Origin of the sequence: Dactylosporangium sp. NPDC048998 (assembly GCF_043197855.1) — a bacterium.
Classification (GTDB): domain Bacteria; phylum Actinomycetota; class Actinomycetes; order Mycobacteriales; family Micromonosporaceae; genus Dactylosporangium.
On the sequence record NZ_JBICTV010000001.1, the window covers coordinates 407,539 to 434,134 of the forward strand.

The 26,596-nt window shown below is 72.1% G+C and carries 26 protein-coding genes; 21 read left to right on the forward strand and 5 right to left on the reverse strand.

From position 1 onward, the window contains the following. The first annotated feature begins 62 nt into the window (after window positions 1-62). The 6 genes from aspS (at window position 63) to ACGFI8_RS01965 (ending at window position 6,902) form a co-directional block, all read left to right on the forward strand. Window positions 63-1,292 (forward strand): aspartate--tRNA(Asn) ligase, encoded by a 1,230-nt coding sequence (aspS, locus tag ACGFI8_RS01940; RefSeq protein WP_392798563.1) that lies wholly within the window; start codon window positions 63-65, stop codon window positions 1,290-1,292. A gap of 338 nt (window positions 1,293-1,630) precedes the next feature. Then, the gene (gene dxr, locus ACGFI8_RS01945) at window positions 1,631-2,824 is read left to right on the forward strand and encodes a 1-deoxy-D-xylulose-5-phosphate reductoisomerase (RefSeq protein WP_392799608.1); all 1,194 of its coding nucleotides are present in this window, start codon (window positions 1,631-1,633) and stop codon (window positions 2,822-2,824) included. Then, window positions 2,824-4,122, forward strand: a complete 1,299-nt coding sequence (locus ACGFI8_RS01950; protein ID WP_392798566.1) for a M50 family metallopeptidase — start codon at window positions 2,824-2,826, stop codon at window positions 4,120-4,122. The genes dxr and ACGFI8_RS01950 overlap by 1 nt, the downstream gene beginning before the upstream one ends. Before the next feature lie 35 nt (window positions 4,123-4,157). Then, entirely contained in the window at window positions 4,158-5,324 is a 1,167-nt protein-coding gene (ispG, locus tag ACGFI8_RS01955) for a flavodoxin-dependent (E)-4-hydroxy-3-methylbut-2-enyl-diphosphate synthase (protein ID WP_392798568.1), read from the forward strand. Between the two features lie 108 nt (window positions 5,325-5,432). After that, window positions 5,433-6,272: a GNAT family N-acetyltransferase gene (locus tag ACGFI8_RS01960; protein ID WP_392798571.1), complete on the forward strand. Its 840-nt coding sequence runs from the start codon at window positions 5,433-5,435 to the stop codon at window positions 6,270-6,272. Between the two features lie 90 nt (window positions 6,273-6,362). Beyond that, complete coding sequence (locus ACGFI8_RS01965; protein ID WP_392798574.1) at window positions 6,363-6,902, forward strand: hypothetical protein; 540 nt, start codon at window positions 6,363-6,365, stop codon at window positions 6,900-6,902. A 61-nt stretch (window positions 6,903-6,963) separates the two neighbouring features. On the opposite strand, the gene ACGFI8_RS01970 is transcribed toward ACGFI8_RS01965, so the two are convergent. Further along, window positions 6,964-7,782, reverse strand: a complete 819-nt coding sequence (locus ACGFI8_RS01970; protein ID WP_392798576.1) for a helix-turn-helix transcriptional regulator — start codon at window positions 7,780-7,782, stop codon at window positions 6,964-6,966. 102 nt (window positions 7,783-7,884) lie between these two features. On the opposite strand from ACGFI8_RS01970, the gene ACGFI8_RS01975 reads away from it, so the two are divergent. After that, the gene (locus ACGFI8_RS01975; RefSeq protein ID WP_392798578.1) at window positions 7,885-8,583 is read left to right on the forward strand and encodes an SDR family oxidoreductase; all 699 of its coding nucleotides are present in this window, start codon (window positions 7,885-7,887) and stop codon (window positions 8,581-8,583) included. A gap of 85 nt (window positions 8,584-8,668) precedes the next feature. Here ACGFI8_RS01975 and ACGFI8_RS01980 read toward each other — a convergent pair whose 3' ends face one another. Continuing rightward, the gene (locus ACGFI8_RS01980; RefSeq protein WP_392798580.1) at window positions 8,669-9,538 is read right to left on the reverse strand and encodes a LysR family transcriptional regulator; all 870 of its coding nucleotides are present in this window, start codon (window positions 9,536-9,538) and stop codon (window positions 8,669-8,671) included. 85 nt (window positions 9,539-9,623) lie between these two features. Here ACGFI8_RS01980 and ACGFI8_RS01985 point away from each other — a divergent pair, with 85 nt between their 5' ends. After that, entirely contained in the window at window positions 9,624-9,959 is a 336-nt protein-coding gene (locus ACGFI8_RS01985) for a YybH family protein (RefSeq protein ID WP_392799610.1), read from the forward strand. A 110-nt stretch (window positions 9,960-10,069) separates the two neighbouring features. Here ACGFI8_RS01985 and ACGFI8_RS01990 read toward each other — a convergent pair whose 3' ends face one another. After that, a complete protein-coding gene (locus ACGFI8_RS01990) occupies window positions 10,070-12,520 on the reverse strand; it encodes an FAD-dependent oxidoreductase (RefSeq protein ID WP_392798583.1) in 2,451 nt (816 codons plus the stop codon). Window positions 12,521-12,732: 212 nt separating this feature from the next. On the opposite strand from ACGFI8_RS01990, the gene ACGFI8_RS01995 reads away from it, so the two are divergent. The 11 genes from ACGFI8_RS01995 to map all read left to right on the forward strand — a co-directional run bounded on the left by ACGFI8_RS01995 (window position 12,733) and on the right by map (window position 23,454). Then, a complete protein-coding gene (locus tag ACGFI8_RS01995; RefSeq protein WP_392798586.1) occupies window positions 12,733-13,692 on the forward strand; it encodes a phosphotransferase in 960 nt (319 codons plus the stop codon). Window positions 13,693-13,703: 11 nt separating this feature from the next. Continuing rightward, the gene (locus tag ACGFI8_RS02000) at window positions 13,704-15,263 is read left to right on the forward strand and encodes an amino acid permease (RefSeq protein WP_392798589.1); all 1,560 of its coding nucleotides are present in this window, start codon (window positions 13,704-13,706) and stop codon (window positions 15,261-15,263) included. Between the two features lie 62 nt (window positions 15,264-15,325). After that, window positions 15,326-16,069, forward strand: a complete 744-nt coding sequence (locus ACGFI8_RS02005) for a FadR/GntR family transcriptional regulator (protein ID WP_392798591.1) — start codon at window positions 15,326-15,328, stop codon at window positions 16,067-16,069. 36 nt (window positions 16,070-16,105) lie between these two features. After that, a complete protein-coding gene (locus ACGFI8_RS02010; RefSeq protein WP_392798593.1) occupies window positions 16,106-17,461 on the forward strand; it encodes a glutamine synthetase family protein in 1,356 nt (451 codons plus the stop codon). Between the two features lie 11 nt (window positions 17,462-17,472). Continuing rightward, on the forward strand, window positions 17,473-18,828 hold the full coding sequence (locus tag ACGFI8_RS02015) for an aldehyde dehydrogenase family protein (RefSeq protein WP_392798595.1): 1,356 nt from the start codon (window positions 17,473-17,475) through the stop codon (window positions 18,826-18,828). Continuing rightward, on the forward strand, window positions 18,829-19,596 hold the full coding sequence (locus tag ACGFI8_RS02020) for a 3-oxoacyl-ACP reductase (RefSeq protein WP_392798597.1): 768 nt from the start codon (window positions 18,829-18,831) through the stop codon (window positions 19,594-19,596). 14 nt (window positions 19,597-19,610) lie between these two features. Next, a complete protein-coding gene (locus ACGFI8_RS02025) occupies window positions 19,611-20,306 on the forward strand; it encodes a gamma-glutamyl-gamma-aminobutyrate hydrolase family protein (protein ID WP_392798599.1) in 696 nt (231 codons plus the stop codon). Between the two features lie 16 nt (window positions 20,307-20,322). Next, window positions 20,323-21,225 (forward strand): LLM class flavin-dependent oxidoreductase, encoded by a 903-nt coding sequence (locus ACGFI8_RS02030; protein WP_392798602.1) that lies wholly within the window; start codon window positions 20,323-20,325, stop codon window positions 21,223-21,225. Window positions 21,226-21,229: 4 nt separating this feature from the next. Next, the gene (locus ACGFI8_RS02035) at window positions 21,230-21,949 is read left to right on the forward strand and encodes a gamma-glutamyl-gamma-aminobutyrate hydrolase family protein (protein ID WP_392798605.1); all 720 of its coding nucleotides are present in this window, start codon (window positions 21,230-21,232) and stop codon (window positions 21,947-21,949) included. 19 nt (window positions 21,950-21,968) lie between these two features. Beyond that, on the forward strand, window positions 21,969-22,499 hold the full coding sequence (locus ACGFI8_RS02040; RefSeq protein ID WP_392798607.1) for a Uma2 family endonuclease: 531 nt from the start codon (window positions 21,969-21,971) through the stop codon (window positions 22,497-22,499). Window positions 22,500-22,596: 97 nt separating this feature from the next. Next, entirely contained in the window at window positions 22,597-23,454 is an 858-nt protein-coding gene (gene map, locus ACGFI8_RS02045; protein WP_392798610.1) for a type I methionyl aminopeptidase, read from the forward strand. Between the two features lie 361 nt (window positions 23,455-23,815). Here the strand turns inward: map and ACGFI8_RS02050 are convergent, their stop codons facing one another. Together ACGFI8_RS02050 and ACGFI8_RS02055 are read right to left on the reverse strand one after the other, a co-directional pair. Further along, the gene (locus tag ACGFI8_RS02050) at window positions 23,816-24,247 is read right to left on the reverse strand and encodes a ferritin-like domain-containing protein (protein ID WP_392798613.1); all 432 of its coding nucleotides are present in this window, start codon (window positions 24,245-24,247) and stop codon (window positions 23,816-23,818) included. Then, window positions 24,244-24,753, reverse strand: coding sequence for a hypothetical protein (locus tag ACGFI8_RS02055; protein ID WP_392798614.1), 510 nt, complete (start codon window positions 24,751-24,753; stop codon window positions 24,244-24,246). Before ACGFI8_RS02055 ends, ACGFI8_RS02050 begins: the two co-directional genes overlap by 4 nt. Window positions 24,754-25,010: 257 nt before the next feature. Here ACGFI8_RS02055 and rimP point away from each other — a divergent pair, with 257 nt between their 5' ends. Next, window positions 25,011-25,547 carry a ribosome maturation factor RimP gene (rimP, locus tag ACGFI8_RS02060; RefSeq protein WP_392798617.1) on the forward strand — a complete coding sequence of 179 codons (537 nt, stop codon included), beginning with the start codon at window positions 25,011-25,013 and terminating at the stop codon, window positions 25,545-25,547. Further along, window positions 25,544-26,578, forward strand: coding sequence for a transcription termination factor NusA (gene nusA / locus ACGFI8_RS02065; RefSeq protein WP_392798619.1), 1,035 nt, complete (start codon window positions 25,544-25,546; stop codon window positions 26,576-26,578). Before rimP ends, nusA begins: the two co-directional genes overlap by 4 nt. Window positions 26,579-26,596 lie beyond the last annotated feature (18 nt).

Sequence of the window (26,596 nt, forward strand, 5' to 3'; positions counted from 1 at the left end):
GGCACCGCGACCGGCCCCATCGCCCACACCTCCGGGGAGCGTCCCTTCCGAGGAGGTGTTTCATGTCGTACCGCGTGTTGTCCGGCGAGCTCGCCCGGCACACGGGAGCCACGATCCGGCTGTGTGGCTGGGTCCATCGCCGCCGGGTGCTGGCGAAGGTCACGTTCCTGATCGTGCGCGACCGCGCCGGGCTGGCCCAGGTGGTGGTGCCGCCGGGGGTGCCGGTGCCGGGCGAGGAGTCCGTGATCGAGGTCACCGGCCGGGTGGTGGCCAACGACGTCGCGCCGGGCGGGTTCGAGGTGGTGCACGAGTCGATCGAGGTGCTGTCGGAGGCCCAACCGCCGCCGGTCGAGCTGTTCCGCCCGGCGGTCGAGGCGGGCCTGCCGGCGTTGCTGGACCACGCCGCGGTGACGCTGCGCCACCCGGCGCGCCGGGCCGTGTTCGCCGCGGCCGCGGCCGCCGTCGGGGCGTTCCGCGCCACGCTGGACGGCCTCGGCTTCACCGAAGTTTTCACCCCCAAGATCGTCGGTACCGCGACGGAGAGCGGCGCCAACGTCTTCGCACTCGACTACTTCGGCCGTCCCGCGTACCTCGCCCAGTCCCCGCAGTTCTACAAGCAGACGATGGTCGGGGTGTTCGAGCGGGTCTACGAGGTCGGGCCGGTGTTCCGGGCCGAGCCGCACGACACGTCGCGGCACCTGGCCACGTACACCTCGCTGGACGCCGAGCTCGGCTTCGTGCGCGACCACCGCGACGTGATGGCCGTGCTGACCCAGGTCGTGCGGGCGATGACGGCCGCCGCGGGTCTGGACGCCGTGCGCATCCCGGACGAGGTGCCGGTGGTGCACTTCAGCGAGGCGCTGCGGCTGGCCGGCGCGCCCGGGGACGAGCCCGACCTGGCGCCCGAGCACGAGCGGGCGCTCGGCGCGTGGGCGCTGCGGGAGCACGGCTCGGACCTCGTGTACGTCGAGGGGTACCCGATGGCCAAACGCCCCTTCTACACCCACCCGCAGCCGTCGGATCCGCGCTGGTCGAACTCGTTCGACCTGCTGTTCCGGGGCGTGGAGCTGGTGACCGGCGGGCAGCGGCTGCACCGCCTCGGCGACTACCTCGCCGTGCTCGGCCCGCAGGCCGAGCACCTCGAGGGGTACCTGGCCGCGTTCCGTCACGGGATGCCGCCGCACGGCGGCTTCGCGATCGGCCTGGAGCGGTTCCTGGCCCGGCTCACGGGGGCCGCGAACGTGCGCGAGACGACGCTGTTCCCGCGGGACCTGCACCGCCTGGCGCCGTAGTAATTCGATTGCCGGGCGGCAAGTGATGATCTATAATTAATACATGCGTACGAACGGGGATGGCATCTGGGATTCACCACGCTGATGGATGGGGGCGCGCCCTGCGCGCATCGCATCGGCCCAGTTCATACCGCTGTTGATCGCATCCGGCGGTAGCGGGCTGAGTCATAGTGGGGCACGGCCGGCGGGGGGATTTCGTCGGCCGTGCCTCGACGTAATTCCACATAGGACACCGTGTCCGGCGGGGGGTTCGTGAAGGTTTGCGGCGGGCACGGTGCACGGCCGGGGCGGCCCGGGCCGGCGCCTGACACAATGAGGGTGTGACACCCCGAGAGATCGTGCTCCTCGGCTCCACCGGGTCGATCGGCACTCAGGCGATCGACATCGTGCGGCGTAACCCGGACAGGTTCCGGGTCGTGGCGATCGGTGCCGGCGGCGGCAACGTCGGCCTCCTCGCCCGGCAGGCGCTCGAGCTCGGCGTCGAGGCCGTCGGGGTGGCCCGGGCCAGCGTCGCCCAGGACCTTCAGCTCGCCTTCTACGCCGAGGCGCAGCGCCGCGGCTGGGCGACCGGCGACTTCCGGCTGCCGAAGATCCTCGCCGGGCCCGACGCGATGACCGAGCTCGCGCACTGGCCCTGCGACACCGTCCTCAACGGCGTCGTCGGCTCGCTCGGGCTCGCCCCGACGCTCGCCGCCCTGGGCGCCGGGCGCACCCTCGCCCTGGCCAACAAGGAATCCCTGGTCGCCGGCGGCCCGCTGGTGCGCGCCGCGGCGCGGCCGGGCCAGATCGTCCCCGTCGACTCCGAGCACTCCGCGCTGGCCCAGGGGCTGCGCGGCGGGAGCCGCGGCGAGGTGCGCCGGCTCGTGCTGACCGCCTCCGGCGGCGCGTTCCGCGGCCGCACCCGCGACCAGCTCGTCGGCGTTACCCCGCAGGAGGCCCTCGCCCACCCGACGTGGGACATGGGGCCCGTCGTCACGATCAACAGCGCCACCCTGGTGAACAAGGGGCTGGAGGTGATCGAGACGCATGAGTTGTTCGGCGTGGAGTACTCCGCGATCCAGGTCATGGTCCACCCGCAGTCGGTGATCCACTCGCTAGTTGAGTTCACCGACGGCTCCACCCTCGCCCAGTGCAGCCCGCCCGACATGCGCCTGCCGATCGCCCTCGCACTGGGCTGGCCCGACCGGGTCCCCGACGCCGCCCCCGCCGTGGACTGGACCAAGGCGCACACCTGGGAGCTGCGGCCCCTGGACGAGGAGGCGTTCCCGGCTGTGGCGCTGGCCAAGGCCGCGGGAGAGGCCGGCCGATGCCGTCCGGCGATCTACAACGCCGCCAACGAGGAGTGTGTGGCCGCGTTCACGGCGGGTGATCTGCCGTTCCTGGGCATCGTCGAGACGCTGGAGCGAACCCTCGCCGAGGCCCCGGATTTCGCCGAACCAGGTACCGTCGATGACGTGCTCGCCGCCGAGTCCTGGGCGCGGGCCCACGCCCGTGCGCTCATCGCCGCGGGCGCCGACCGGAGAGGGGTCTGATGACCTTCGCGCTGGGCGTCGTCGTGTTCGCCCTGGGCATCCTGATCGCCGTCGGCCTGCACGAGGCCGGGCACTTCTGGACGGCCCGCTGGTTCGGGATGAAGGCGACCCGCTTCTTCATCGGGTTCGGTCCGACGATCTTCGCGTTCAAGCGCAAAGGCGTCGAATACGGGCTGAAGGCCCTGCCGTTCGGTGCGTTCGTCAAGATCGTCGGGATGACCCCGAACGAGGAGGACGTCGATCCCGAGACCGGCAAGCCGGGCTCCGACGATCCGAGGGCCATGTGGCGATACCCGGTGTGGAAACGCACCATCGTCATGGCCGCGGGCTCCATCACTCACTTCGCGCTGGCCCTGGTCACGCTGTGGGTGCTCTTCTCGTTCGTCGGGATCCCCGACGTGACCAAGGCCAACCAGGTGCCCGTCCGGGTCGGCGCGATCTCCCAGTGCGTGAGCCCCACCTACGTGGTCGACCCGCAGACGAAGGCCCAGAAGCCCTGTGACCCGGCCAAGGACCCGAAGAGCCCGGCCGCCCAGCTCGGTCTGCAGCCCGGGGACATCATCCTGAGCATCGACGGGCACGCGATCGGCGGCAACCAGGCGCTGCGCGACGAGCTCAAGGACGACGTCGGGCAGACGGTGACCGTGCAGTACAAGCGCGGGGACCAGACCCTCTCGGGCACGGCCCTGATCCCGGAGGCGCAGCGGCTCAAGCTCGGCATCACGGACAAGACCCCGGACCAGATCACCCCCGACGACCTTGAGCGCGGCGGGATGCTGGGTATCAGCGTCGACATCCGCAGCTCCGACCTGCCAGTCCTGCGCTACGGCCCGGCCGGTGGCGTCGGCCAGACCGCGTCGGCCACCGCCACCCTCGTCGAGCGCACGTTCGAGTCGTTCAAGGCCATCCCCGGGCGCATCCCGAACCTGTTCAAGGCGATCCTCGGCGAGCCGCGCGACCCGAACACGCCGGTCAGCGTCGTGGGCGCCAGCCGCATCGGCGGCGAGCTGTTCGCGCTCGGCGACTGGCCGACGCTGCTGTCGCTGTTCGCGACCCTCAACCTGTTCTTCGGCATCTTCAACCTGTTCCCGCTGCTGCCCATGGACGGCGGGCACATCGCCATCGCCTGGTTCGAGCGGATCCGGTCGTTCATCGCGGCCCGGATGGGCCGGCCCGACCCGGGCCGCGTCGACTACTACAAGCTGGCGCCGATCACCCTGGGCGTGATAGGTGTCCTCGGCGTCTTCGTCCTGCTGACGATGACCGCCGACTTCGTCAATCCGATCACGCTGAAATAACACCTCTCCGCGAAGGTAAAGGTAAGGGCGCATTCATGACCGCAGTCAGCCTCGGCCTGCCCGCCGTGCCGCCGCCACCGTTGGCGCCCCGGCGCGAGTCCCGTCAGATCATGGTCGGCCAGGTGCCCGTCGGCGGCGGCGCGCCGGTCTCGGTGCAGTCGATGACCACGACGCTCACCGCGGACGTCAACGCCACCCTGCAGCAGATCGCCGAGCTCACCGCCTCCGGCTGCCAGATCGTGCGGGTCGCGGTGCCGAGCCAGGACGACGTCGAGGCGCTGCCGGCGATCGCGAAGAAGTCGCAGATTCCGGTGATCGCCGACATCCACTTCCAGCCCAAGTACGTCTTCGCCGCGATCGACGCCGGCTGCGCCGCGGTGCGCGTCAACCCCGGCAACATCCGGCAGTTCGACGACAAGGTCAGGGAGATCGCGAAGGCGGCCTCCGACGCCGGCGTGCCGATCCGCATCGGGGTCAACGCCGGCTCCCTCGACAAGCGGCTGCTGGAGAAGCACGGCAAGGCCACCGCCGAGGCGCTGGTCGAGTCGGCGCTGTGGGAGTGCTCCCTGTTCGAGGAGCACGGCTTCCGCGACATCAAGATCTCGGTCAAGCACAACGACCCGGTCGTCATGATCCGCGCGTACCGGCAGCTCGCCGAGCGGTGCGACTACCCGCTGCACCTCGGCGTCACCGAGGCCGGCCCCACCTTCCAGGGCACGATCAAGTCGTCGGTCGCGTTCGGGGCCCTGCTCGCCGGGGGCATCGGCGACACCATCCGGGTCTCGCTGTCCGCGCCGCCGGTCGAGGAGGTCAAGGTCGGCATCGCGATCCTCGAGTCCCTCGGCCTGCGCGAGCGCGGCCTGGAGATCGTCTCCTGCCCGTCCTGCGGCCGTGCCCAGGTCGACGTCTACTCGCTCGCCGAGCAGGTCACCGCCGCCCTCGACGGGTTCCCGGCGCCGCTGCGGGTCGCGGTCATGGGCTGCGTCGTCAACGGCCCCGGCGAGGCCCGCGAGGCCGACCTCGGCGTCGCGTCTGGCAACGGCAAGGGCCAGATCTTCGTCAAGGGCCAGGTCATCAAGACCGTGCCCGAGTCGCAGATCGTCGAGACGCTGGTCGAGGAGGCCCTGCGGCTCGCCGAGGAGCAGGGCGTGGACCTGCCGGAGGAACTGCGCGGCCTCGGCCCGTCGGTGACCGTGCACTGAACGGGTTGTCTTCCGGGTGATTCCCCGCCGATCCCGGGCGGGGGAGCGCCTTCACTGGCCCGGGGGTATGTAGAGCCATACCCCGGCGGATCTGGCAGGCTGGTACGCATGCTGACGGTGGCAGCGCGCCTCCTCGGCGACGCTGAGCGCGGTTCGGTCGAGCGGCTGCTCGACCGAGACCCGTTCGGCGGCGCCCAGGTCGCCGAACGCGTCTCGATGGCCGGGCTTGCCTGGTGGCGGCAGGACGCGCGGATCTTCGGCTACGGCTCGCGCCGCAACCTCGAGTCGCTGTGCTGGATCGGCGCCAACCTCATCCCCGTGCATGCCTCGGCCGCCGCCGTCGCCGCGTTCGCCGAGATGGTCGCCAATGAGCCGCGCGGATGCTCCTCGATCGTCGGCTCGGCCGACGCCGTCCTCGGCCTGTGGTCGCACCTCGCACCGACCTGGGGCCCGTCCCGCGACGTGCGCCCCAACCAGCCGCTCATGGCCGTCAGCGCCCCGTCGCCGGTCTCTCCCGACCCGAACGTCCGGCTGGTCCGCCCCGACGAGATCGACCTGCTCTTCCCCGCCGCCGTCGCCATGTACACGGAGGAGGTCGGCGTCTCGCCGACCGCCGACGGCGGCGAGCGCTCCTACCGCGAGCGCATCGGCGAGCTGGTCCGGGCGCGCCGGGCGTACGCCCGCTTCCACCACGGCCGGGTCGTGTTCAAGGCCGAGCTGGCCGTCGTCACCCGCCACACCGCCCAGATCCAGGGCGTCTGGACCGACCCCGAGCTGCGCGGGCGCGGCCTGGCCACGGCCGGCATCGCCGCGGTCGTCCGCGATGCGTTGCGCCGCGTCGCGCCATCGGTCAGCCTGTACGTCAACGACTACAACACGCCGGCCCGTCGCGTGTACGAGCGCTGCGGATTCCAGCAGGTCGGCACGTTCGCGACAGTTCTGTTCTAACTTCGGGTTTGCTCTAACTTCGGACAAATCGCCCTTGCGAGGCGCATGATCACGAGGGACCCCGCAGCGGCCGAACGAGGGGATGCTCGCATGGGCCAGATGATCCGGCAGACCGGGCCGAACACCACCCGGTACTACTGGTACCCCGGCGACAAGAAGGAGTGGCTGCGCGCCCTCGTCGCGCTCGTCGCCGGCGGCGCCGTGCTCGGGCTCGCCTACTGGCTCACCCGAAGCTGGCTCACCGCGACCGTCCTGGGCCTGTCGACCGCCTGCGGCATCGCCGGGTTCAACCTGGGCCGCCGCGACCTCAACGCCGCCGACGCGCTCAACGCCCGCACACCGCGCCGCGAGGTCACCTCCGCCGCGGGCCGGGCCGCGTGGCGCGGCCTCGTCGAGGGGTCCGCCGCCGCGTTCGCCGCCCTGATCATCGTCCAACTACCCGCCACCGGCCTGGTCGCGGACTGGCTGCTACCCCTGGTACCAGCGGTCGTCGGCGGCATGTCGCGGCAGGCCGCGCTGCTGGCGGGCCGGCTGAGCCACGCGTCCGAGCCCGCCTCGGAGTTCGCCGGCCCGGACGCCACCCGCCGCATACCCGACGCCGACACCGACGCCACGCAGGTCGCGTCCTAGCCGCACAGGCTTCGGGAGGCTTCGGGAGGCTTCAGGAGGCTTCAGGAGGCTTCAGGAGGCTTCAGGAGGCACTGACGGGCTCGCGCAGGTTGTAGAGGATCCGCGCGGTGCGGGAGCCCGGCGCGGCCGTGTAGAAGACGACGCGCTGACCCTGCTCGTCGGCGTGGAGCAACTGGCACTCCAGGACCAGCTCGCCGTACTCGGGATGGGTCAACGTCTTCGTCGTGGTGCGCCGCACGCACACGTGGTGTTCGTTCCATCGGCGCGTGAACTCAGGGCTGGCCGCGTGCAGCCGGGCGATCAGCGCGCGGATGCCCTCGTCGTTCGGGTATCGCACGGACGCGGCGCGCAGGTCGGCCACCGACTCCTCGGCGAACCTGTGGACCTCTGCCGGCGAGTCGGGCGTGATCGGCCACGGCCCGCAGAACGCGTTCCAGATCATGTTCCGCTCCGGCGGCGGCGCCCCCATCAGCTTCACCGCCATGCGGTTCCAGGCCAGCAGGTCGTACTTCGCGTCGATGACGAAGGCCGGCGTGTCGTCCAGCCGGTCCAGGAGGTGCCGGATGCCGGTCGACACGACCCGGCTCGGCCCCGCGGGCGGGCCCGGCTGCTCGCCGGCCAGCTGGAACAGGTACGCGCGCTCGTCCTCGAACAGCCGCAGCGCCCGGCCCAGCGCGCCCAGGACCTGCCGCGACGGGTGCGGCCCGCGCCCCTGCTCCAGCCGGGCGTAGTAGTCCACCGAGATCCCGGCGAGCCGGGCGACCTCCTCGCGCCGCAGCCCCGGCGTGCGCCGCCGCGCCCCCGGTGGCAGCCCCGCGTCGGACGGGCTCACGCGCGCCCGGCGGTCCTTGAGGAACTCGGCCAGCTGTACCCGGTTCATGCCCCCATGTTGCTGGACGGCGCCGCGCCGAACCAGGGACCGTCGATCCGATGTTCCACGCGTCTCTCCCGCCCGGGCGCCGCCGGCCCGACGGTATTGCGCATGACGACCAAGACCGCCCTCGTCACGGGGGCCAACAAGGGCATCGGCCTGGAGATCGCGCGCGGGCTGCGGGCGCTGGGCATGACCGTGCTGCTCGGCGCGCGCGACCCGATCCGCGGCAAGGAGGCGGCGGAGGCGATCGGCGCGACGGCCGTGCGGCTCGACGTGACCGACGAGGAGTCCATCGCCCGCGTGGCCGAGCGCATCGAGGTGCTCGACGTGCTCGTCAACAACGCCGGCATCCTGCTCGACCGCGGCGCCCCGCCGAGCGCGACCCCGGCCCAGCTGCTGCGCGACACGTTCGCCGTCAACGTCTTCGGCGTGGTGGCGGTCACCAACGCGCTCCTGCCGGCCCTGCGCCGCGCGCCGGCCGCCCGGATCGTGAACCTGGGCAGCGGCCTGGGCTCGCTGACCTACGCCGCCGACCCGTCGCACATCTACGCCCGCAACACGCTGCTGTCGTACAACTCCTCGAAGTCGGCCCTCAGCGCGGTGACCCTTTCGTACGCCAACGAGCTGCGCGACACCCCGATCAAGGTGAACGTTGCGGACCCCGGCTACTGCGCGACCGACCTCAACGGCCACGCCGGCCCCCGTACCCCGGCCCAGGGCGCGGTGGTGGCGATCCGCCTGGCCACGCTGCCGGCGGACGGCCCGACGGGCGGCGCGTTCGACGACGAGGGACCGGTGCCGTGGTGAGCCACGGCCGTCATTGACCGCCCGGCCGCCGCGGTGAGTGGTCGGCGACCGCGCGGGCGTGGACGGTCGCGGTGCGCGGTGGGTGTCAGAGGTAGCGGCGGGTGTGGGTGAGCCACGCGGACGCGGCGGGGCTGGTCGGGCCGGCCAGGCGCCAGGCCAGCCCCAGACGGCCGCGCAGCGTTGGCCGGACGATGCGCAGCGGGTGCAGGTGCTCGCGGTTGCGCGCGATCGAGGCCGGCAGGATCGCCACGCCCAGGCGGCGGGCGGCGAGCTGCTCCAGCACCGCGGGGGAGCCGGCCTCGAACGCCACCCGCGGCGCGAAGCCCGCCGCCGCGCACGCGGCGTCGAGGACGGCCCGGATGCCGCCCCCGCGCGGCAGGCAGATCAGCGCGCGGTCACGCAGGGCGGACAGCGGGATCGTGTCGCGGGAGGCGAGCTCGTGGCCGGGCCACACGGCGGCGTCGATCTCCTCGTCGCTGATCAGGTCCACGCCGAGCCCCTCGGGCGTCTCCCCGAACGCGACGATCGCCGCGTCCAGGCGCCCCTCGCGCACGGCCTCGGCGAGGCGCTCGGACGCGTCCTCGACGAGGGTGACCTCCACGGCGGGGTGCGCGGCGTTGAAGTCGGCGAGGACGGCCGCCAGGTCGACGGTGTGCGAGGTGACGGTGCCGATCGCCACGCGCCCGCGCGTCAGGCCGGTCAGCTCGTCCACGGCCTGCCGCGCCCCGTCCACGGCGCCGAGGGCCGCGCGGGCGAACGGCAGGACCGCGCGCCCGGCCGCGGTGAGCCGCACCGTGCGGCCGGAGCGGTCCAGCAGCGGCTGACCAAGCTCCCGCTCCAGCTTGCGCACCTGGGCGCTGACCCCCGGCTGAGCGACCCGCAGCCGCGCGGCCGCGCGGGTGAAGCCACCCTCCTCGGCGACCGCGACGAAGTACTCCAGCTGGTGCAGCTCCATAACCAACGATTCTAGGGACGAACATGAACCGCTCTTGGACTTCTGGATCACACCGCGGGACCGTTGAGGCATGACCACGAAGGCGATGACCCCGGAAGACATCTCCCGCCTGTTCGTCGAGCGCGCCAACGCCGGCGACGCCGCGGGCCTGGCCGAGCTGTACGAGCCCGATGCCGTGCTCGCCTACCCGCCGGGCAGCACCACGCTCGGCCGGGACGCGATCCGGGCCGTCTGCGAGGAGATGCTCCGGCACGTACCGCGCTTCGAGGTGGAGGAGGCGTTGCCGACGATCCACCACGGCGACCTCGCGCTCACCTCGACCCGGGCGAAGGACGGCACCGGTGGCCGCGTACAGGTGGTGCGCCGCCAGCCCGACGGCAGCTGGCTGCGCGTGATCGACCGCCCCGAGCAGCGCTCCTGACCCACCGGCGGGCCGCGCACGGCGGCCCGCCTCCGCGCCCGCGGACCGCGCGTGGGCGCCCGCGGTCCGCGCCCCGGGCGCCCACGCGCGGACGCGTGCACGCTGCGGTGTTACGCGCGGACGCGGAGCATTTTGGGGTCGAAGAGGGGCTCCTGGCGTACCACGGCGGGAACCCACCGGTCGAAGACGCCGACGTCCACCGGGGTCCCGGCCGGCACGTCGCCGGGTAGGTAGGCGTAGGCGATCGAGGCGCCCACCCGGTAGCCGAAGCCGCCCGACGTGACGCGGCCGGCCGGCACGCCGTTGACGCGGACCGGCTCGCCGCCCAGGCAGACCGTGCCGGGGTCGTCGAGGACGAGGCAGCGCAGCAGGCGCGCGGGCGGGCCCCCGGCGCGCTCGGCCAGCAGGGCGTCGCGGCCCAGGAAGGGCTTGTCCAGGCGTACGAAGGGATCCAGGCCGGCGGCGAAGGGGCTCGCGTCCGTCGTGAGGTCGCTGCCCCACACGCGGTAGCCCTTTTCGAGGCGCATCGAGTCGATCGCGCGGTAGCCCGCCGGGCGCATCCCGAGCGGGCCGCCCGCCTCCTGCAGCAGGTCCCACAGCGTCAGCACGTACTCGGTCGGTGCGTACAGCTCCCAGCCGAGCTCGCCGACGAACGTGACCCGCTGCGCGAGCACCGGCACTGGGCCGACGAGCAGGCGCACGGCGCGCATGAACGGGAAGTCCGCGTTGGACAGCGACGCGTCGGTGAGCGGCTGCAGGATGTCGCGGGCGCGCGGGCCCCACAGGCACAGGCAGCCGTAGGCGCCGGTGACGTCGTCGACGAGCACGTCGGCGCCGGTGAGCAGGGCGTGCTTGCGGATCCAGTCCGCGTCACGCACGCCGCTGGCGGTGCTGGTGACGATGCGGAAATGCGCGTCGCCGAGCCGGGTGACGGTCAGGTCGGCCTCGACGCCCCCGCGCGCGTTGAGCAGCTGGGTGTACGTCATCGATCCGGCCGGCCGGTCGACGTCGTTGGCGCACAGGTGCTGCAGCAGGCCCAGCGCGCCTGGGCCGCGCACGTCGAGCTTGGCGAAGGATGACTGGTCGAACAGGCCGGCGGCCTCGGCGGTGGCGGCGACCTCGCCGGCGATCGCGGGTGACCAGTGGCGCCCGGCCCAGCCCTTCGGGCGCTGCGCCTGCGGCGTGAGGTCGGCGTTCACGCCGAACCAGTTGACCCGCTCCCAGCCGGCCTTCTCGCCGAGCGCCGCGCCGAGCTCGGTCAGCCGCGGCCAGACCGCGGAGCGGCGCAGCGGCCGCGCGGTCGCCCACTCCTGGCCGGGGTAGACGACGTCGTAGTACCGCGAGTAGCCGTCCAGCGCCCGCGCCCCAGCCCAGCGCCGGCTCGCCGCGTAGCCGCCGAAGCGGCGCACGTCCATCGTGGACACGTCGTACTCGGGCGTGCCCTCGGCGATCCACTCCGCCATCACCTTGCCGACCCCGCCGGCCGCGGCGAGGCCGTGCACGCAGAACCCGGCGGCGACCCAGAACCCGGCGACCGGCGTCTCGCCGAGCAGGAACTCCCCGTCCGGGGTGAACGCCTCCGGGCCGTGCACGACGCGCGCGATGTCCAGCTCGCGCAGCGCGGGCACCCGGTGGCGGGCGTTGCCCCAGGACTCGGCGAACTTCGCCATGTCGGGCTCGAACAGGGTGCGCGACTCGTCCAGCGGCGCGCCGGACTCCGGCCGCCACGGCGCCGGGTCGCGCACGTAGCCGCCGACGAGCAGTCCGGTCTCGTCGGCGCCGCGGAAGTACACGATGCGGTCCGGGTCGCGCACCGTCGGAAGGTCCATCGTGGACCCACCGGGAAGCGGCGCCGTCACGACGTACTGATGCTTGATCGGCACGATCGGCAGGTCGACCCCGGCGAGGCGGCCCACGTGACCCGCGGCCGCGCCGGCGGCGTTCACCACGACGTCGGCGGCGATCGGCCCGTCGGGCGTGACGACGCCGCGCACCCGGCCGCCCTCGACGGCGATCCCGGTGACCCGGGTGCCGGTGACGATGCGGACGCCGAGGCGGGTGGCGCCGGCGGCGAGGGCGGCGCCCAGGGCGGCGGGCTCCAGCCAGCCGTCGCCGGGCAGCCAGCCGGCCAGGCGCACGTCCGCGACGTTGAGCAGCGGCAGCCGGTCGAGCGTCTCGGCCGGGCCGAGCAGGGCCATGTCCAGGCCGTACGTCGTGGCCGAACTCGCCTGCCGGCGCAGCTCCTCGACCCGCTCGGGGGTCGTGGCCAGGCGCAGGCCGCCGACGCCGCGCCAGCCGGGGTCGAGGCCGGTGAGCTCGCGCAGCTCGGCGTAGAGGCCGGAGGAGTACATGATCATGCGGGTCTGGCTGACCGTCGAGCGCAACTGGCCGACGAAGCCGGCCGAGTGCCAGGTGGTGCCCTCGGTCAGCTCGTGCTGCTCCAGCAGCAGCACGTCGGTCCAGCCGAGCCGGGCGAGGTGGTACGCGATGGAGCAACCGGCGACGCCGCCGCCCACCACGACGGCGCGGGCCGCGTGGGGCAGGTCCGACTCGATCGACATCGCATGATTGTGGCCCCGTCGGTACGCCCCGGAAAAGGTCTGAAGGCGTGCCACTTGTTTCCAGGATGTAACGCGAGGACCGCTCTTGACGAGCGGCTGACAGGGGCGTTAACTCTGTCCCACCATGAAGCCGATCACTTCGAGCCAGCCGGGTTAAAGGCCTGGCTTCGCCCGAATTCGGCAAATGGATCGCGCCGAAGGGGCCGGATGTCATGAGTGCGGTGCCGTCCATCACGGACCTGCTGGAGCGGGTCCCCTCGTGGGTGGGCCGCGCGGTGGAGTGGCAGCGCCTCGAGGGTGGCCTGTCGCACCATGTCTTCCGCGTCGACGCCGACGGGGTCCCGTACGTGTTGCGGGTGCTCGAGCCGGCGGTCTCCGCGGCCGGCCTCGGCGTCGCGCCCGAGCGGGAGATCGAGAACACGCGGCTGGCCGCGCGGACCGTCGGCGCGCAGGTGTACGCCGTGCTGCCCGACGTGCCGGCGATCGTGCTGGAGTTCCTGCCCGGGCGCACGCTCAGCGCCGCCGAGGTGCGCCGGCCGGAGGTGATCCCGGGGCTGGCCGAGGCGTGCCTGCGGCTGCACGCGGGTCCCGCCTTCGCCAACGACTTCGACATCTTCGCCAAGCGCGCCGAGTTGCTGGAGGTGTGCCGGCGTCACGACCTGCCGCTGCCGGCCGGCTACCTGGACGGTTCCTCCACAGTGGACGCGATCCGGGCGGCGCTCGCGGAGCGGCCGCTGCCCGCCGTGCCCTGCCACAACGACCTGCTCGCGGAGAACTTCATCGCCACGCCCAGCGGCGTGCGCATCATCGACTACCAGCTTTCCGGCAACAACGACCCGGCGTTCGAGCTCGGCGACATCGCCGCCGAGGCGGACTACGACCCGGACCTGACGGGCCAGTTGGCCGGCGCGTACTTCGGCGCCGACCTGACCCCGGCGCTGCTGGCCCGGGTCCAGCTGTTTCACATCGCGTCCAACGTCACGTGGGCGCTCTGGTTCACCGTCCACCATGGACTCCTCGCCGCCGCCCGCGGCGAGGACCCGGTGGGCTTCGACTACGAGGCGGAGGCGGCCGACAAGTGGGGCCAGGCGCGGCGTGCGCTGGAAGACCCCGGGCTCGGGCGGCTCCTCGCAGCGGTGACCGGAAGGAAACCCATCACCCCCAACGAATAAGAGGAGGTGCCATGTCGGCATCGCCGACCCAGGCCGACCTGCCGATCGACGACGACGAGAAGCGGCTTGCCGAACTGGGCTACAAGCAGGAACTCCGCCGCAAGTGGAGCGGGTTCTCCAACTTTGCCATCTCGTTCTCCATCATCTCGATCCTGGCCGGCTGCTTCACGACCTTCGGCCAGGCCTGGATGAACGGCGGCCCGATCGCCATCTCGTGGGGCTGGCCGCTCATCTCGATCTTCATCCTGATCATCGGCTTCTGCATGTCGGAGCTGGTCTCGGCATACCCGACGGCCGGCGGCATCTACTGGTGGGCGGCCCGGATGGGGCGGCCGGTGCACGGCTGGTTCACCGGCTGGCTCAACCTCGTCGGCCTGATCGCGGTCACCGCGTCGGTGGACTACGGCTGCGCCACGTTCCTCAGCCTCGTCCTGGACGCCTACAGCTCCTGGGACAGCACCAACCTCTACCTGACGTTCCTGCTGTTCGTCGTGATCCTGGCCGCGCACATGGCCATCAACATCTGGGGTCACAACATCATCGACGTGCTGCAGAACGTCTCGGTGTGGTGGCACGTGGCCGGCTCGGCCGCCATCGTGCTCATCCTCGTGTTCGTGCCCGAGAAGCACCAGAGCCTGCAGTTCGTCTTCACCGAGCGCTTCAACCACTCCGGGTACTCCGACGGCACCTACTGGTTCCTCGTCCTGCCGTTCGGGTTCCTGCTCACGCAGTACACCATCACCGGTTTTGATGCTTGTGCCCACGTCTCGGAGGAGACCAAGGGCGCGTCGACCGCGGCCGCGAAGGGCCTGTGGCAGTCCATCTTCTACTCGGCGATCGGCGGCTGGATCCTGCTGCTGTCGTTCCTGTTCGCCGCGACCAACGTCGACGCGATCACCGCGGCCAGCGGGTTCTCCGGCGCCATCTTCGAGACGGCGCTGAGCCCCGCCTTCTTCAAGGCGGTCATCCTCATCTCCACGATCGGGCAGTTCTTCTGCGGCATGAGCTGCGTGACGAGCATGTCCCGGATGACCTACGCGTTCAGCCGCGACCGCGCGGTGCCCGGCTGGCGGCTGTGGTCCAAGGTGGACCGCAACGGCACCCCGGTCAACGCGATCATCGGCGCGGCCATCGCCGGTGGCGTGCTGACCCTGCCGGCGCTGTACAAGAGCCCGACCGGCGCGCCGACCGCGTTCTACGCCGTCGTCTCCGTCGCCGTCATCGGCCTCTACGTCGCGTTCCTGATCCCGATCTACCTGCGGCTGCGGATGGGCGACCGGTTCGTGCCCGGCCCGTGGACGCTGGGCCGCAAGTACAAGGTGCTCGGCTGGATCGCCGTGTCCGAGATCGTGATCGTGGCGATCTACTTCATGATGCCGTTCACGCCGACCGCGATCCCGGGCCACGAGGGCTTCACCTGGACCGCGGTGAACTACGCACCGATCGCGCTGCTCATCGTCATCGGCGGCGCCGCGCTGTGGTGGGTGCTGTCGGCGAAGAAGTGGTTCAACGGTCCTATCCGGACCATCGACGAGGCCGTCGCCGACGACGCGGCGACCGTGGCGGAGTAGGGGATGATGGTCTCCGGGTCGGCCGGGGTGCGCCGGCCCGGGGACCGCTTCTGGGAGGTCGGATGCCGGTGGCGACGGAGCCCCTGTCGGGTGTGCCGATGTGGCGGCCGGTGCGGGGCGGCAACGCCTTCGAGATCACCGTCGCCCGACTGGCCCAGGCGATCCGGCTCGGGCTGGTGTCGGTGGGAGAGCGGCTCCCGCCCGAGCGTGAGCTCGCCGAGCGGCTCCAGGTCAGCCGCGTCACGCTGCGGGAGGCGATCGCCGCCCTGCGCGAGGCCGGGTTTCTGGAGTCGCGCCGCGGCCGCTCCGGCGGCACGTTCGTGGTCCGCGCCAGCGGCGAGGCGGTCGACGGCGCTCACGCGCTGGACGCCGCGGCGCTCGCCCGGGAGATGGGCGACGCGCTGCACGACGCGCTGGACTTCCGCCGCGTGCTGGAGCCGGGCGCGGCCGCGCTCGCCGCGACCCGGGCGCTGTCCGCGGCCGACCGTGCGCACCTGGTGGCGTGCCTGGCCGGCGCGCGCACCCGTGACCCGCTGACCCGGCGGGTCAACGACTCCCGGCTGCACCTGGCGATCGCCGCGGCCAGTGGATCCACCTCGGTGGCGGCGTCCATCGCCGACGTGCAGCTGCGGCTGGACCGGCTCCTCGCCTCGATCCCGGTGCTGCGGCGCAATCTCGACCACTCCGACGCCCAGCACGAGCGCGTGGTCGAGGCGATCCTGGCGGGCGATCCGGTGGTCGCCCGCAGCGAGATGGAAGAGCACTGCGACGGCACCGCGGCACTGTTGCGCGGTCTGCTGGGTTGAGTTTATGGTTTGGTTCTAGACCTTTAGGGGAAGCCGATGTTGACCGTCGAGCAGCTGCGCATCGCCGTGAACGAGGGCGAGATCGACACCGTCATCGTGGCCGTCACGGACATGCAGGGCAGGCTGCAGGGCAAGCGGTTCCACGCCCGGCACTTCCTCGCCGACGTCGTCGCGCACGGCACCGAGGGCTGCAACTATCTGCTCGCCGTCGACGTCGACATGAACACCGTCGACGGCTACGCGATGTCCTCCTGGGCCGGCGGCTACGGCGACTTCGCGATGATCCCCGACTTCGCCACCCTGCGCCGCATCCCGTGGCACCCCGGCACCGCCCTGGTCCTGGCCGACCTGCGGCTGCTGGAGGGCGGCGCCCCGGTGACCGCGTCGCCCCGGCAGATCCTGCAGGCCCAGGTCGCTGCGCTCGGCGGCGCGGGGTACACCGCCTGGACCGGCACCGAGCTCGAGTTCATCGCATTCAGAGATTCCTATGAGGACGCTTTCCGGCGGGGGTACCGCGAACTGACGCCCGTCACCCTGTTCAACTCCGACTACTCGGTGCTGCAGACCTCGCGCGTCGAGCCGCTGCTGCGCCGCATCCGCAACGAGATGGCCGGCGCCGGGCTGGCCCCGGAGAGCGCCAAGGGCGAGTGCAACCTCGGGCAGCTGGAGATCGCGTTCCGCTACGACGCCGCGCTGCCCAACGCCGACGGGCACGTGCTGTACAAGAACGGCGCGAAGGAGATCGCCGCGCAGGAGGGCGTCTCCATCACGTTCATGGCCAAGCCCAACGCCCGCGAGGGCAACTCCTGTCACATCCACTTCTCGCTGCGCTCGGCCGCCGACGACCGCCCCGCCGTGGCCGGCGACGGCGAGCACGGGATCTCGCCGGTGTTCCAGAGCGCGATGGCCGGCATCCTCGCGACGCTGCGCGACTTCACCCTCTTCTACGCGCCGAACATCAACTCCTACAAGCGCTTCCAGGTCGGCTCCTTCGCCCCGACCGCGGTGCGCTGGGGCCTGGACAACCGCACGTGCGCGCTGCGCCTCGTCGGCCACGGCCCCTCCATGCGCGTCGAGAACCGGGTGCCCGGCGCCGACGTCAACCCGTACCTCGCCATCGCCGCCATGACCGCCGGCGCGCTGCACGGCATCCGGCACGGGCTGCGGCTGGAGGACGTCTACCACGGCAACGCCTACGAGGACGCCGACGCCCCGCGCGTGCCCGCCACGCTGCGCGAGGCGCTGGAGCTGTGGGAGGCCAGCGACGCCGCCCGCGAGGCCTTCGGCGACGACGTCGTCGCGCATTACGCCAACATGGCGCGCATCGAGCTGGCAGCGTTTGACGCGGCGGTCACCGACTGGGAGCTCATGCGCGGCTTCGAACGGCTCTGAAAGGTATGCCCATGCACGACGTCATCTCTCCGGTCACCGAGGAGGTCGTGGCGACCGTACCGTCGCTCGGCCTGGCGGAGACCGACGCCGCGATCGAGCGCGCCCACGCCGCGTTCCCCGCCTGGCGCGCGGTCGCGCCGGGCGACCGCGCGCGGCTGCTGCGCCGCTTCGCCGCCGTCGTCGACGAGCACATCGAGGAGCTGGCGCGGCTCGAGGTGCGCAACGCCGGGCACACCATCGGCAACGCCCGTTGGGAGGCCGGCAACGTCCGCGACGTCCTCGACTACTACGCCGGGGCGCCCGAGCGGCTCAGCGGCCGCCAGATCCCGGTCCCCGGGGGCCTGGACGTCACCTTCTACGAGCCGGTCGGCGTCGTCGGCGTCATCGTCCCCTGGAATTTCCCGATGCCGATCGCCGGCTGGGGCTTCGCGCCCGCCCTCGCCGCGGGCAACACCGTCGTGCTCAAGCCGGCCGAGCTCACCCCGCTCACCGCGATCCGGCTCGGCGAGCTGGCCCTGGAGGCGGGCCTGCCCGAGGGTGTCTTCACGGTACTGCCGGGCAAGGGCTCGGTCGTCGGCCAGCGCTTCGTCACCCACCCGCTGGTCCGCAAGGTCTGCTTCACCGGGTCCACCGAGGTCGGCAAGCGCATCATGGCCGGCTGCGCCGACCAGGTGAAGCGGGTGACCCTGGAGCTCGGCGGCAAGAGCGCCAACATCGTCTTCGCCGACGCCGACCTCGCCAGGGCCGCCGCGTCCGCGCCCGGCTCGGTGTTCGACAACGCCGGCCAGGACTGCTGCGCCCGGTCGCGCCTGCTCGTGCAGGCGAGCGTCTACGACGAGTTCATGGGCCTGCTGGAGCAGTCGGTGCGGGCGTTCCGCTGCGAGGACCCGGCGCTCGAGTCCGCGCAGATGGGCCCGCTCATCTCGGCCGGGCAGCTCGAGTCCGTGCGGTCCTACGTGGACGACGACGCGGTCGCCTTCCGCGGCAGCGCGCCCGACGGCCCCGGCTACTGGATGGCGCCGACCGTCCTCACCGCGAAGTCGGCCCAGGACCGCCACTGGCGCGAGGAGATCTTCGGCCCGGTCCTGTCCGTGCTGCGCTTCGACGACGAGGCCGAGGCGATCCGGCTGGCCAACGACACCGAGTACGGCCTGTCCGGCTCGATCTGGACCCGCGACCTCGGCCGCGGCATCCGCGTCGCCCGCGGCGTGGAGTCCGGCAACCTCAGCGTCAACTCGCACTCCTCGGTGCGCTACTGGACCCCGTTCGGCGGGGTCAAGCAGAGCGGCCTCGGCCGCGAGCTCGGCCCGGACGCGCTCGCCGCGTTCTGCGAAGTCAAGAACGTCTACTTCAGCACGGAGGTTTAGGTGCAGGCACGTCTGCAGGACCGCGTCGCGGTCATCACCGGGGCCGGCAGCGGCATCGGCCTCGCTACCGCGCGCCGCTTCGCGTCCGAGGGCGCGAAGGTGGTGGCGGTCGACCTGAACGAGGACGCCGGCAAGGCCGCCGCCGACGAGGTGGGCGGCGAGTTCGTCGCCGCCGACGTGGCCGACGAGGCCGCGGTCAAGGCGCTGTTCGACGGCGTGGCGCAGCGCTACGGCCGGCTCGACATCGCCTTCAACAACGCCGGCATCTCCCCGCCGGACGACGACTCGATCCTCGATACGGGACTCGAGGCCTGGGAGCGCGTGCTCAAGGTCAACAGCACCAGCGTCTACTTCTGCTGCAAGTACGCCATCCCGCACATGCTCGCCCAGGGCAAGGGCTCGATCATCAATACCGCCAGCTTCGTGGCCCTGCTGGGCGCCGCCACCTCGCAGATCGCCTATACCGCCTCCAAGGGTGCGGTGCTGTCGATGACCCGCGAGCTCGGCGTGCAGTTCGCGCGGCAGGGCGTGCGGGTCAACGCGCTGTGCCCCGGCCCGATCGCCACCCCGCTGCTCATGGAGCTCTTCGCCAAGGACCCGGAGCGCGCCCAGCGCCGCCTGGTCCACGTGCCGATGGGTCGCTTCGGCACCCCGGAGGAGATCGCGGGCGCGGTGGCGTTCCTGGCCAGCGACGACGCGTCGTTCATCACGGCCTCCACGTTCCTGGTGGACGGCGGCATCACCGGCGCCTACGTCACGCCGCTGTAGCCGGGCCGGATCTCATGACGAGGCCCCTGGTCGGGATCACCGCCTACGCCGAGCCGGCGCGGTGGGGCGTGTGGGACACCCGAGCCGTGCTGATTCCCGAGGCGTACGTGCGGATGGTGCGCGAGGCCGGCGCGCGCCCCGTCGTGCTGCCGCCGGACGACCTCGGCGGCCCCGCGGACGCGGCCGCGCTCGTCGGCCGGCTCGACGGGCTCGTCCTGGCGGGCGGCGCCGACATCGAGCCGGCCCGCTACGGCGCGGTCGCGCACCCCACCACGAAGACGCGCCCCGACCGCGACGCCGGGGAGCTGGCGGTCCTCGCCGCGGCGCTCGACGCCGACCTGCCGGTCCTCGGCGTGTGCCGCGGCATGGAGCTGCTCGCGGTCGCCTGCGGCGGCACGCTGGTGCAGCACCTGCCCGAGCTGCTCGGCGACGGGCGCCACCAGCCGGCGCCCGGCGTCTACGGGGCGCACCCGGCGCGGTTCGCGCCCGGCTCCCGCGCCGCCGCGGTGTTCGGCCCGACCGCCGAGGTGAACTCGTACCACCACCAGGCCGTCGACAAGCCAGGCACGCTCACCGTCACCGGCTGGGCCGACGACGACGTCGTCGAGGCCCTCGAAGACCCCGGGCGCCGGTTCGTCCTCGGCGTGCAGTGGCACCCGGAGGAGGCGGGCGACGTGCGGCCCTTTGCCGCGCTCGTCGCCGCGATCTGAACTACGGTCGGGGGCTATGCGGATCGGGTTCGGGCTGCCGGTGTCGGGCACGTGGGCCACGCCGGGGCCGCTGGGGCGGATAGCGGCCGAGGCGGAGCGGCTGGGGTACGACTCCCTCTGGGCCTTCCAGAGACTGCTCGTCGGCGCCGACCAGGAGCCCGAGCCGGTGTACCGCACCGTGCTCGACCCGCTCGTCGCGCTCGGGTACGCGGCCGGGCGCACCGAGACCATCCGGCTCGGCGTCGCGGTCGTCAACCTGCCGTTCGTGTCGCCGGCATACCTGGCCAAGCAGGCCGCCACGCTCGACGTGCTCAGCGGCGGCCGGATCGACCTCGGGCTCGGCACCGGGTGGTCGGAGGCCGAGTTCGTCGCCACCGGCGTGCAGGGGGACCGGCGGCCCGCGCGGACGCGCGAGTACGTCGCGGCGCTGCGCACCCTGTGGCGTGACGACGTGAGTGAGTTCGAGGGGGAGTTCTACCGCATCCCGCCGAGCCGGATGCTGCCCAAGCCGGTACAGGCGGGCGGCGTGCCGATCCTGCTCGGCGGCTCGGTGCCGGCCGCGCTGCGCCGCGCCGGGGAGATCGCCGACGGCTGGGTGAGCCGCAGCGCCCAGGACCTCACCCAGATCGGCAAGGACGTCGAACTGGTGCGCGCGGGCGCGCAGAAGGCGGGGCGCGACCCGGCGCGGCTGCGCATCGTGTGCCGCGGCGTGCTCTTCCGCCCCGAGCGGGGCCTGCTCGACGGCTCGTGGGAGAAGATCCGCGAGGACGTCGCGTGGCTGGGCACCCAGGGCGTTACCGAGGTCTTCTACGACCTCAACTGGGATCCGCGGATCTCCGGGCCGGACGTCGACCCGGCCGTCGCTGAGGAACGCGCCCTGGACATCCTGCACAACCTCACCCCGATAGGGCTAAGTTGAGGTCATGTCGCGACCGGTCATCGGCCTGACCACGTACGCCGAGGAAACGCGCTTCGGCCTCAACGACACCTTCTCCGCGGTGCTGCCGCTGTCCTACGTGCACGCGGTGCACAGCTCGGGCGGCCGGGCGGTTCTCGTCACCCCCGACGATCCCGACGTCGACGTGCTCGAGGGCCTCGACGGCATCATGTTCACCGGCGGCTCGGACGTGAACCCCGACCTGTACGGCGAGCCCCCGCACGCCACCACCAAGGTCAAACCGGAGCGGGACGCCGCCGAGCTGCTGCTCATGCGGGCCGCACTCGACGCCGACCTGCCCCTGTTCGGCATCTGCCGCGGCATGCAGCTCATGTGCGTCGCGTATGGCGGGCGCCTGCACCAGCACCTGCCCGACGTCCTCGGGCACCACAACCACCGCCCGGTGAGCGGCCCGAAGTTCGGCGAGCACCCGGTGCGCCTCTCGCGCGGCTCCCGCGCGGCCGCGATCCTCGGCGACGCGGTGATCGTCAACTCGTTCCACCACCAGGGCTGCGCCGACCCGGGCCGGCTCGTCCCGACCGGCTGGTGCCCGGAGGACAACCTCATCGAGGTCGTCGAGGACCCGTCGAAGACCTTCGCGATGGGCGTCCAGTGGCACCCGGAGGACACCACCGACTTCCGCCTGTTCGCCGCGTTCGTGGAGGCCGCACGCGCCCACAGGGGGAATATGGCCACACGGCCATAATCCATGTTAACCTCGCGCAATGGGAAAGGTTGCCGTGCTGGACAGGAACGGGAGCCAGTCGGAGGGTCTCACCGTCCACGATGTCCTTTGGGGCATCAACCACGAGGAGGGCTTCCTCTACGAGCTGCACGAGGGAGCGCTACGGATGGCGCCGACGGCCGGCTACGAGCATCAGAGGCTTGGATATCGGCTTTGCCGCCACTTCGATGATCGGGGCCGCGAGGCGACGCAGGAAGTCGGTATCCAGTTCGATCAGTACAATTTTCGAATTCCGGACGTAGCGCGCCTTCGTCCCGGGGTGGTTCCGCCGCCAAGGGGCCCAGTTGCGCCCGATTTGTTCGATCTCGTGATCGAGGTCGAGTCGCCGACGACCCGCGACGAGGACCGGATCGTGAAGCCGAAGGTGTACGCCCAGGCTGGCATCCCCGAGTACTGGCGCGTCCAGGCCGAGCCGTCCGGTTACGTGGTTCACATCTACCGGCTGGAAGGCGTCCGCTACGTCGAGACCCGGGTGGTTCCGGTCGAGGAGTTGTTCGCCGAGGAGGCCTGACCGGCACGCGGGGCTGTCCGGTTGGCGCCCGGGCCGTCGATCATGGCTGGGTGGTTACCCGGACAGCCCGGTGTTGACGCGCGTTAGGCTTCTGGCCATGAAGGTTCGCGCACCGCTCGCCCCCGGCACGCAGAGTCCCTGGCGTCACGTCCCCGCCGACATCGTGCGCCCCGAGTATGTCGGCAAGCGGGCTCCGGCCAAGCACCGCGGGTCCGACGTGCAGCCGCCCGAGATCATCGAGCGGATGCGGGTGGCGGGCAAGCTGGCGGCGCAGGCGACCGCGCTGGCCGGCGAGCACGCGCGGCCGGGCGTGACGACCGACGAGATCGACCGCGTCGTGCACGAGTTCCTGTGCGACCACGGCGCCTACCCGTCGACGCTCGGGTACAAGGGCTTCCCGAAGTCGTGCTGCACCTCGCTCAACGAGGTGATCTGCCACGGCATCCCGGACTCCACCGTGATCGAGGACGGCGACATCCTCAACGTCGACGTGACCGCGTTCATCGGCGGCGTGCACGGCGACACCAACCAGACGTTCTGCGTCGGCGACGTCGCGGAGGAGGACCGGCTGCTCGTCGAGCGCACCCGCGAGGCGATGATGCGGGGTATCCGCGCGGTCGCGCCCGGGCGCCCGCTCAACGCGATCGGCCGGGTCATCGAGGCGTACGCCAAGCGCTTCCAGTACGGCGTGGTGCGCGACTTCACCGGGCACGGCATCAACGAGGTGTTCCACACCGGGCTCTACGTGCCCCACTACGACAACCCGCGGCTGACCACGATCATGGAGCCGGGGATGACGTTCACCATCGAGCCGATGATCACGTTGGGCACGCACGAGTACGACATCTGGAAGGACGGCTGGACCGTCGTCACCAAGGACCGCAAGTGGACGGCGCAGTTCGAGCACACGATCCTGGTGACCGAGGACGGCTACGAGATCCTGACCCTGCCGTGAGCTATGCCCGGCAGCTGCTGCTGGGTGCGGCGGCGGCCGGGGCTTCCTACGGTTGTGTTGTCGGCGATTTCATCGGTGTGGTGGCCTGAGCCCTCGCGGCCTGATCCGTCCCGGGGGCCGGTGTTCCCCGAGACGGCAGGCTCACGAGACGGCGTATTTGTTAACGACGCGGTTGCATCGTCGGACCGGCCCACGCGGTGCGGCGCATGTCGGGTCCTCCTCTCGTCTAGACGCTTGTGGCGTGATGCAACGATCGTCGCGGAGCGGACAGCCCGATGGGGTGGCGCGGCCTTGCTGTGGCACGCTTTCGGGAGTATCGCCGCCGCGTCCGCTTCGCGCCGACGCAACGGACTTTCCCGACTTATGTGGTTTTGCCCGGAAATGCCGGCACAAGCGGGGTCAGGCTGCCCGCCTTGCGGAACCCCACGGCCCGCGTCGTGCAGTCGACGAGCGCGTCCAGCACGATCTTGCGGACGTCGCCGTCGGTGGCCGGCAGCGCCAGGTGCCACTGGGCCGCCGTGCGGTCCTCCAGCAGTACCGCCAGCTTCAGCGCGGACGCGCGGTCGGCGAGCGCGAACGGCAGCTGGTAGCTCGCGGCGGTCGGCGGCGGCGTCAGCCCGGCCGAGGAAAGTCGCACGATCAGGGCGTCGCGGCGCGTCCGGTGGGCGTTGTCGGCGTTGTGCGCCAGGGCCACGGTCGCGCCGTCGAGCTTCGGCCCCAGCACCCCGTAGCCGTAGATGGCCGCGTGCTCGGCCTGCAGCACCGCCATGAGCCGCTCGTCGGCGGGAGTCACGCCAGCACCTCCTGATGTCCTGCGCGGCAGGCGGCGATGGAGCCGAGCAGCGCCGCGCGGTACGACGGCGCGGCCAGGCACGCCGCCTCCGCCTCCTGGCGGCCGGCCTTCTCCAGCGCGGCCAGGTCGGACAGGGCCGCGCTCTGCTCGGTCGGCACCGCCGTGGACGTGGCGGACGGCTCCGCGCCGGCCCCGGCGGAGCCGCTCGCGGCCGGGAACGGCCCGGCCTCCGGCAGGCCGATCTCGCGGGCGAGCGCGATCACGTGCTGGGCGTGGTCGTCCTTGAGCGGCCCGATGCGGTCCTGGAGAGCCGGGAACGCCGTGAGGACCTCCGCGTAACGGTCCCGCAACGCGACGGTCCGGGTCAGCAGTGGCAGCAGTACGTCTGGTGCCGGGCTCCACTGCGGCTGCTGCTTGCCACCGAGCGGGTTACAGCCCGCCACCGAGCCGGTTGTGGCCACCACGGCGGCGGCGAGCAGAGCGCGTCGGCGGATTGGCACGCGCATAGTGAACACCATCCGGGCGATTTGCGGTGCACCCGCCCTCGGTGAGGTGTTCCCCTCACCCGCCCGGTCGCGCGGCGCCGGCGTCGGGAACGCGCCGCCGGGGGCCGCGCGGGGGCGCGGCCGGGTGGCCTTCGGAGCGCCGCCGGGACGTCCCGAGTCACGTCGCGTTACGCTCTGCACGAGCCGCCCGCGCGTCGTGACGCAGGCGGCGATAAGCCGTGCGCCCGTGCGGGTGCCTGAAGGAGGGGTGTCGATCTATGGCGCAACAGCACCGACAGCGCCTCCTCGCGGTGGTCGAACCGGTCGTCACGCAGGGCGGCTACGACCTCGAGGACCTCACCGTCACCCGCGTCGGGCGGCGGCATCTGCTGCGGATCGCGGTCGACAGCGATGCCGGCGTCGACCTCGACGCCGTCGCCGAGCTCTCCCGGGGCATCTCCACCGCGCTCGATGCGGCCGAGGCCGGCGGCGACGAGCTGATCGCGGGCGAGTACGAGCTGGAGGTCGGCTCGCCGGGTGTCGACCGGCCGCTCACGCTGCCGCGCCACTGGCGGCGCAATCGCACCCGGCTGGTCAAGGTGAGGGCCGCCGGTCGCGAGGTGACCGGGCGGGTGGTCTCGGCCGACGACGCCGGGGTGACCCTCGACGTCGACGGCGACCGGCAGGCCCACGCGTACGGCGAGCTCGGCCCGGGACGGGTTCAGGTGGAGCTCAAGCGCCTCGCCGAACTGCCCGACCCGGATGATGAAGACATCGACGACGAAGACGATGAGGAAGGGGAGGACGGGGAGTGAACATCGACCTTGCGGCCCTCCGCGCACTGGAGCGCGAGCGCGAGATCCCGTTCGAGACCATCCTTGCGGCGATCGAGACGGCGCTGCTCACGGCGTACCGGCACACCGAGGGGGCCAACCCGCACGCCCGGGTCGAGATCGACCGGCGCACGGGCGCGGCGTCCGTGCTCGCCCAGGACCTCGACGAGGACGGCGCCATCGTGCGCGAGTACGACGACACCCCGCACGACTTCGGCCGGATCGCGGCGATGACGGCCAAGCAGGTCATCCTGCAGCGGTTGCGCGAGGCGACCGACGAGGCGCACTTCGGCGAATACGTCGGCCGCGACGGCGACCTGGTCACCGGCGTGATCCAGGCGCACGAGGCGCGCGCCGAGAAGGGCATCGTCACCATCGACCTCGGCAAGATCGAGGGCATGCTGCCCGCGGCCGAGCAGGTGCCCGGTGAGCGCTACGAGCACGGCCAGCGGATCAAGGCCATCGTCGTCCACGTGGCCAAGGGCTTCCGCGGGCCGCAGGTCACGCTGTCGCGCTCGCACCCCAACCTGGTGAAGCGGCTGTTCGCGCTGGAGGTGCCGGAGATCGCCGACGGTACCGTGGAGATCGCGGCCATCGCCCGCGAGGCCGGCCACCGGACCAAGATCGCGGTCCGTTCGACGGTCCCGGGGGTGAACGCGAAGGGGGCCTGCATCGGCCCGATGGGTCAGCGGGTCCGTGCCGTCATGAGCGAACTGCACGGCGAAAAGATCGATATCATCGACTGGTCGGAGGACCCCGCGCAATTTGTGGGAAATGCCCTTTCTCCCGCGAAAGCGCTCAACGTGGAGGTCGTCGACGCGGCCAACCGGGCCGCCCGGGTGACCGTCCCGGACTTCCAGCTTTCCCTGGCCATCGGCAGAGAGGGCCAGAACGCGCGGCTCGCCGCGAGGCTCACCGGATGGCGAATCGATATCAGACCGGACAACGCCGCGGACGGCAACGTCGATCACGTCACCGGACCGGGCGCGGCGCGCGCCGAAAGTGCAGGGTAGACTTCTTGACGGTACGTC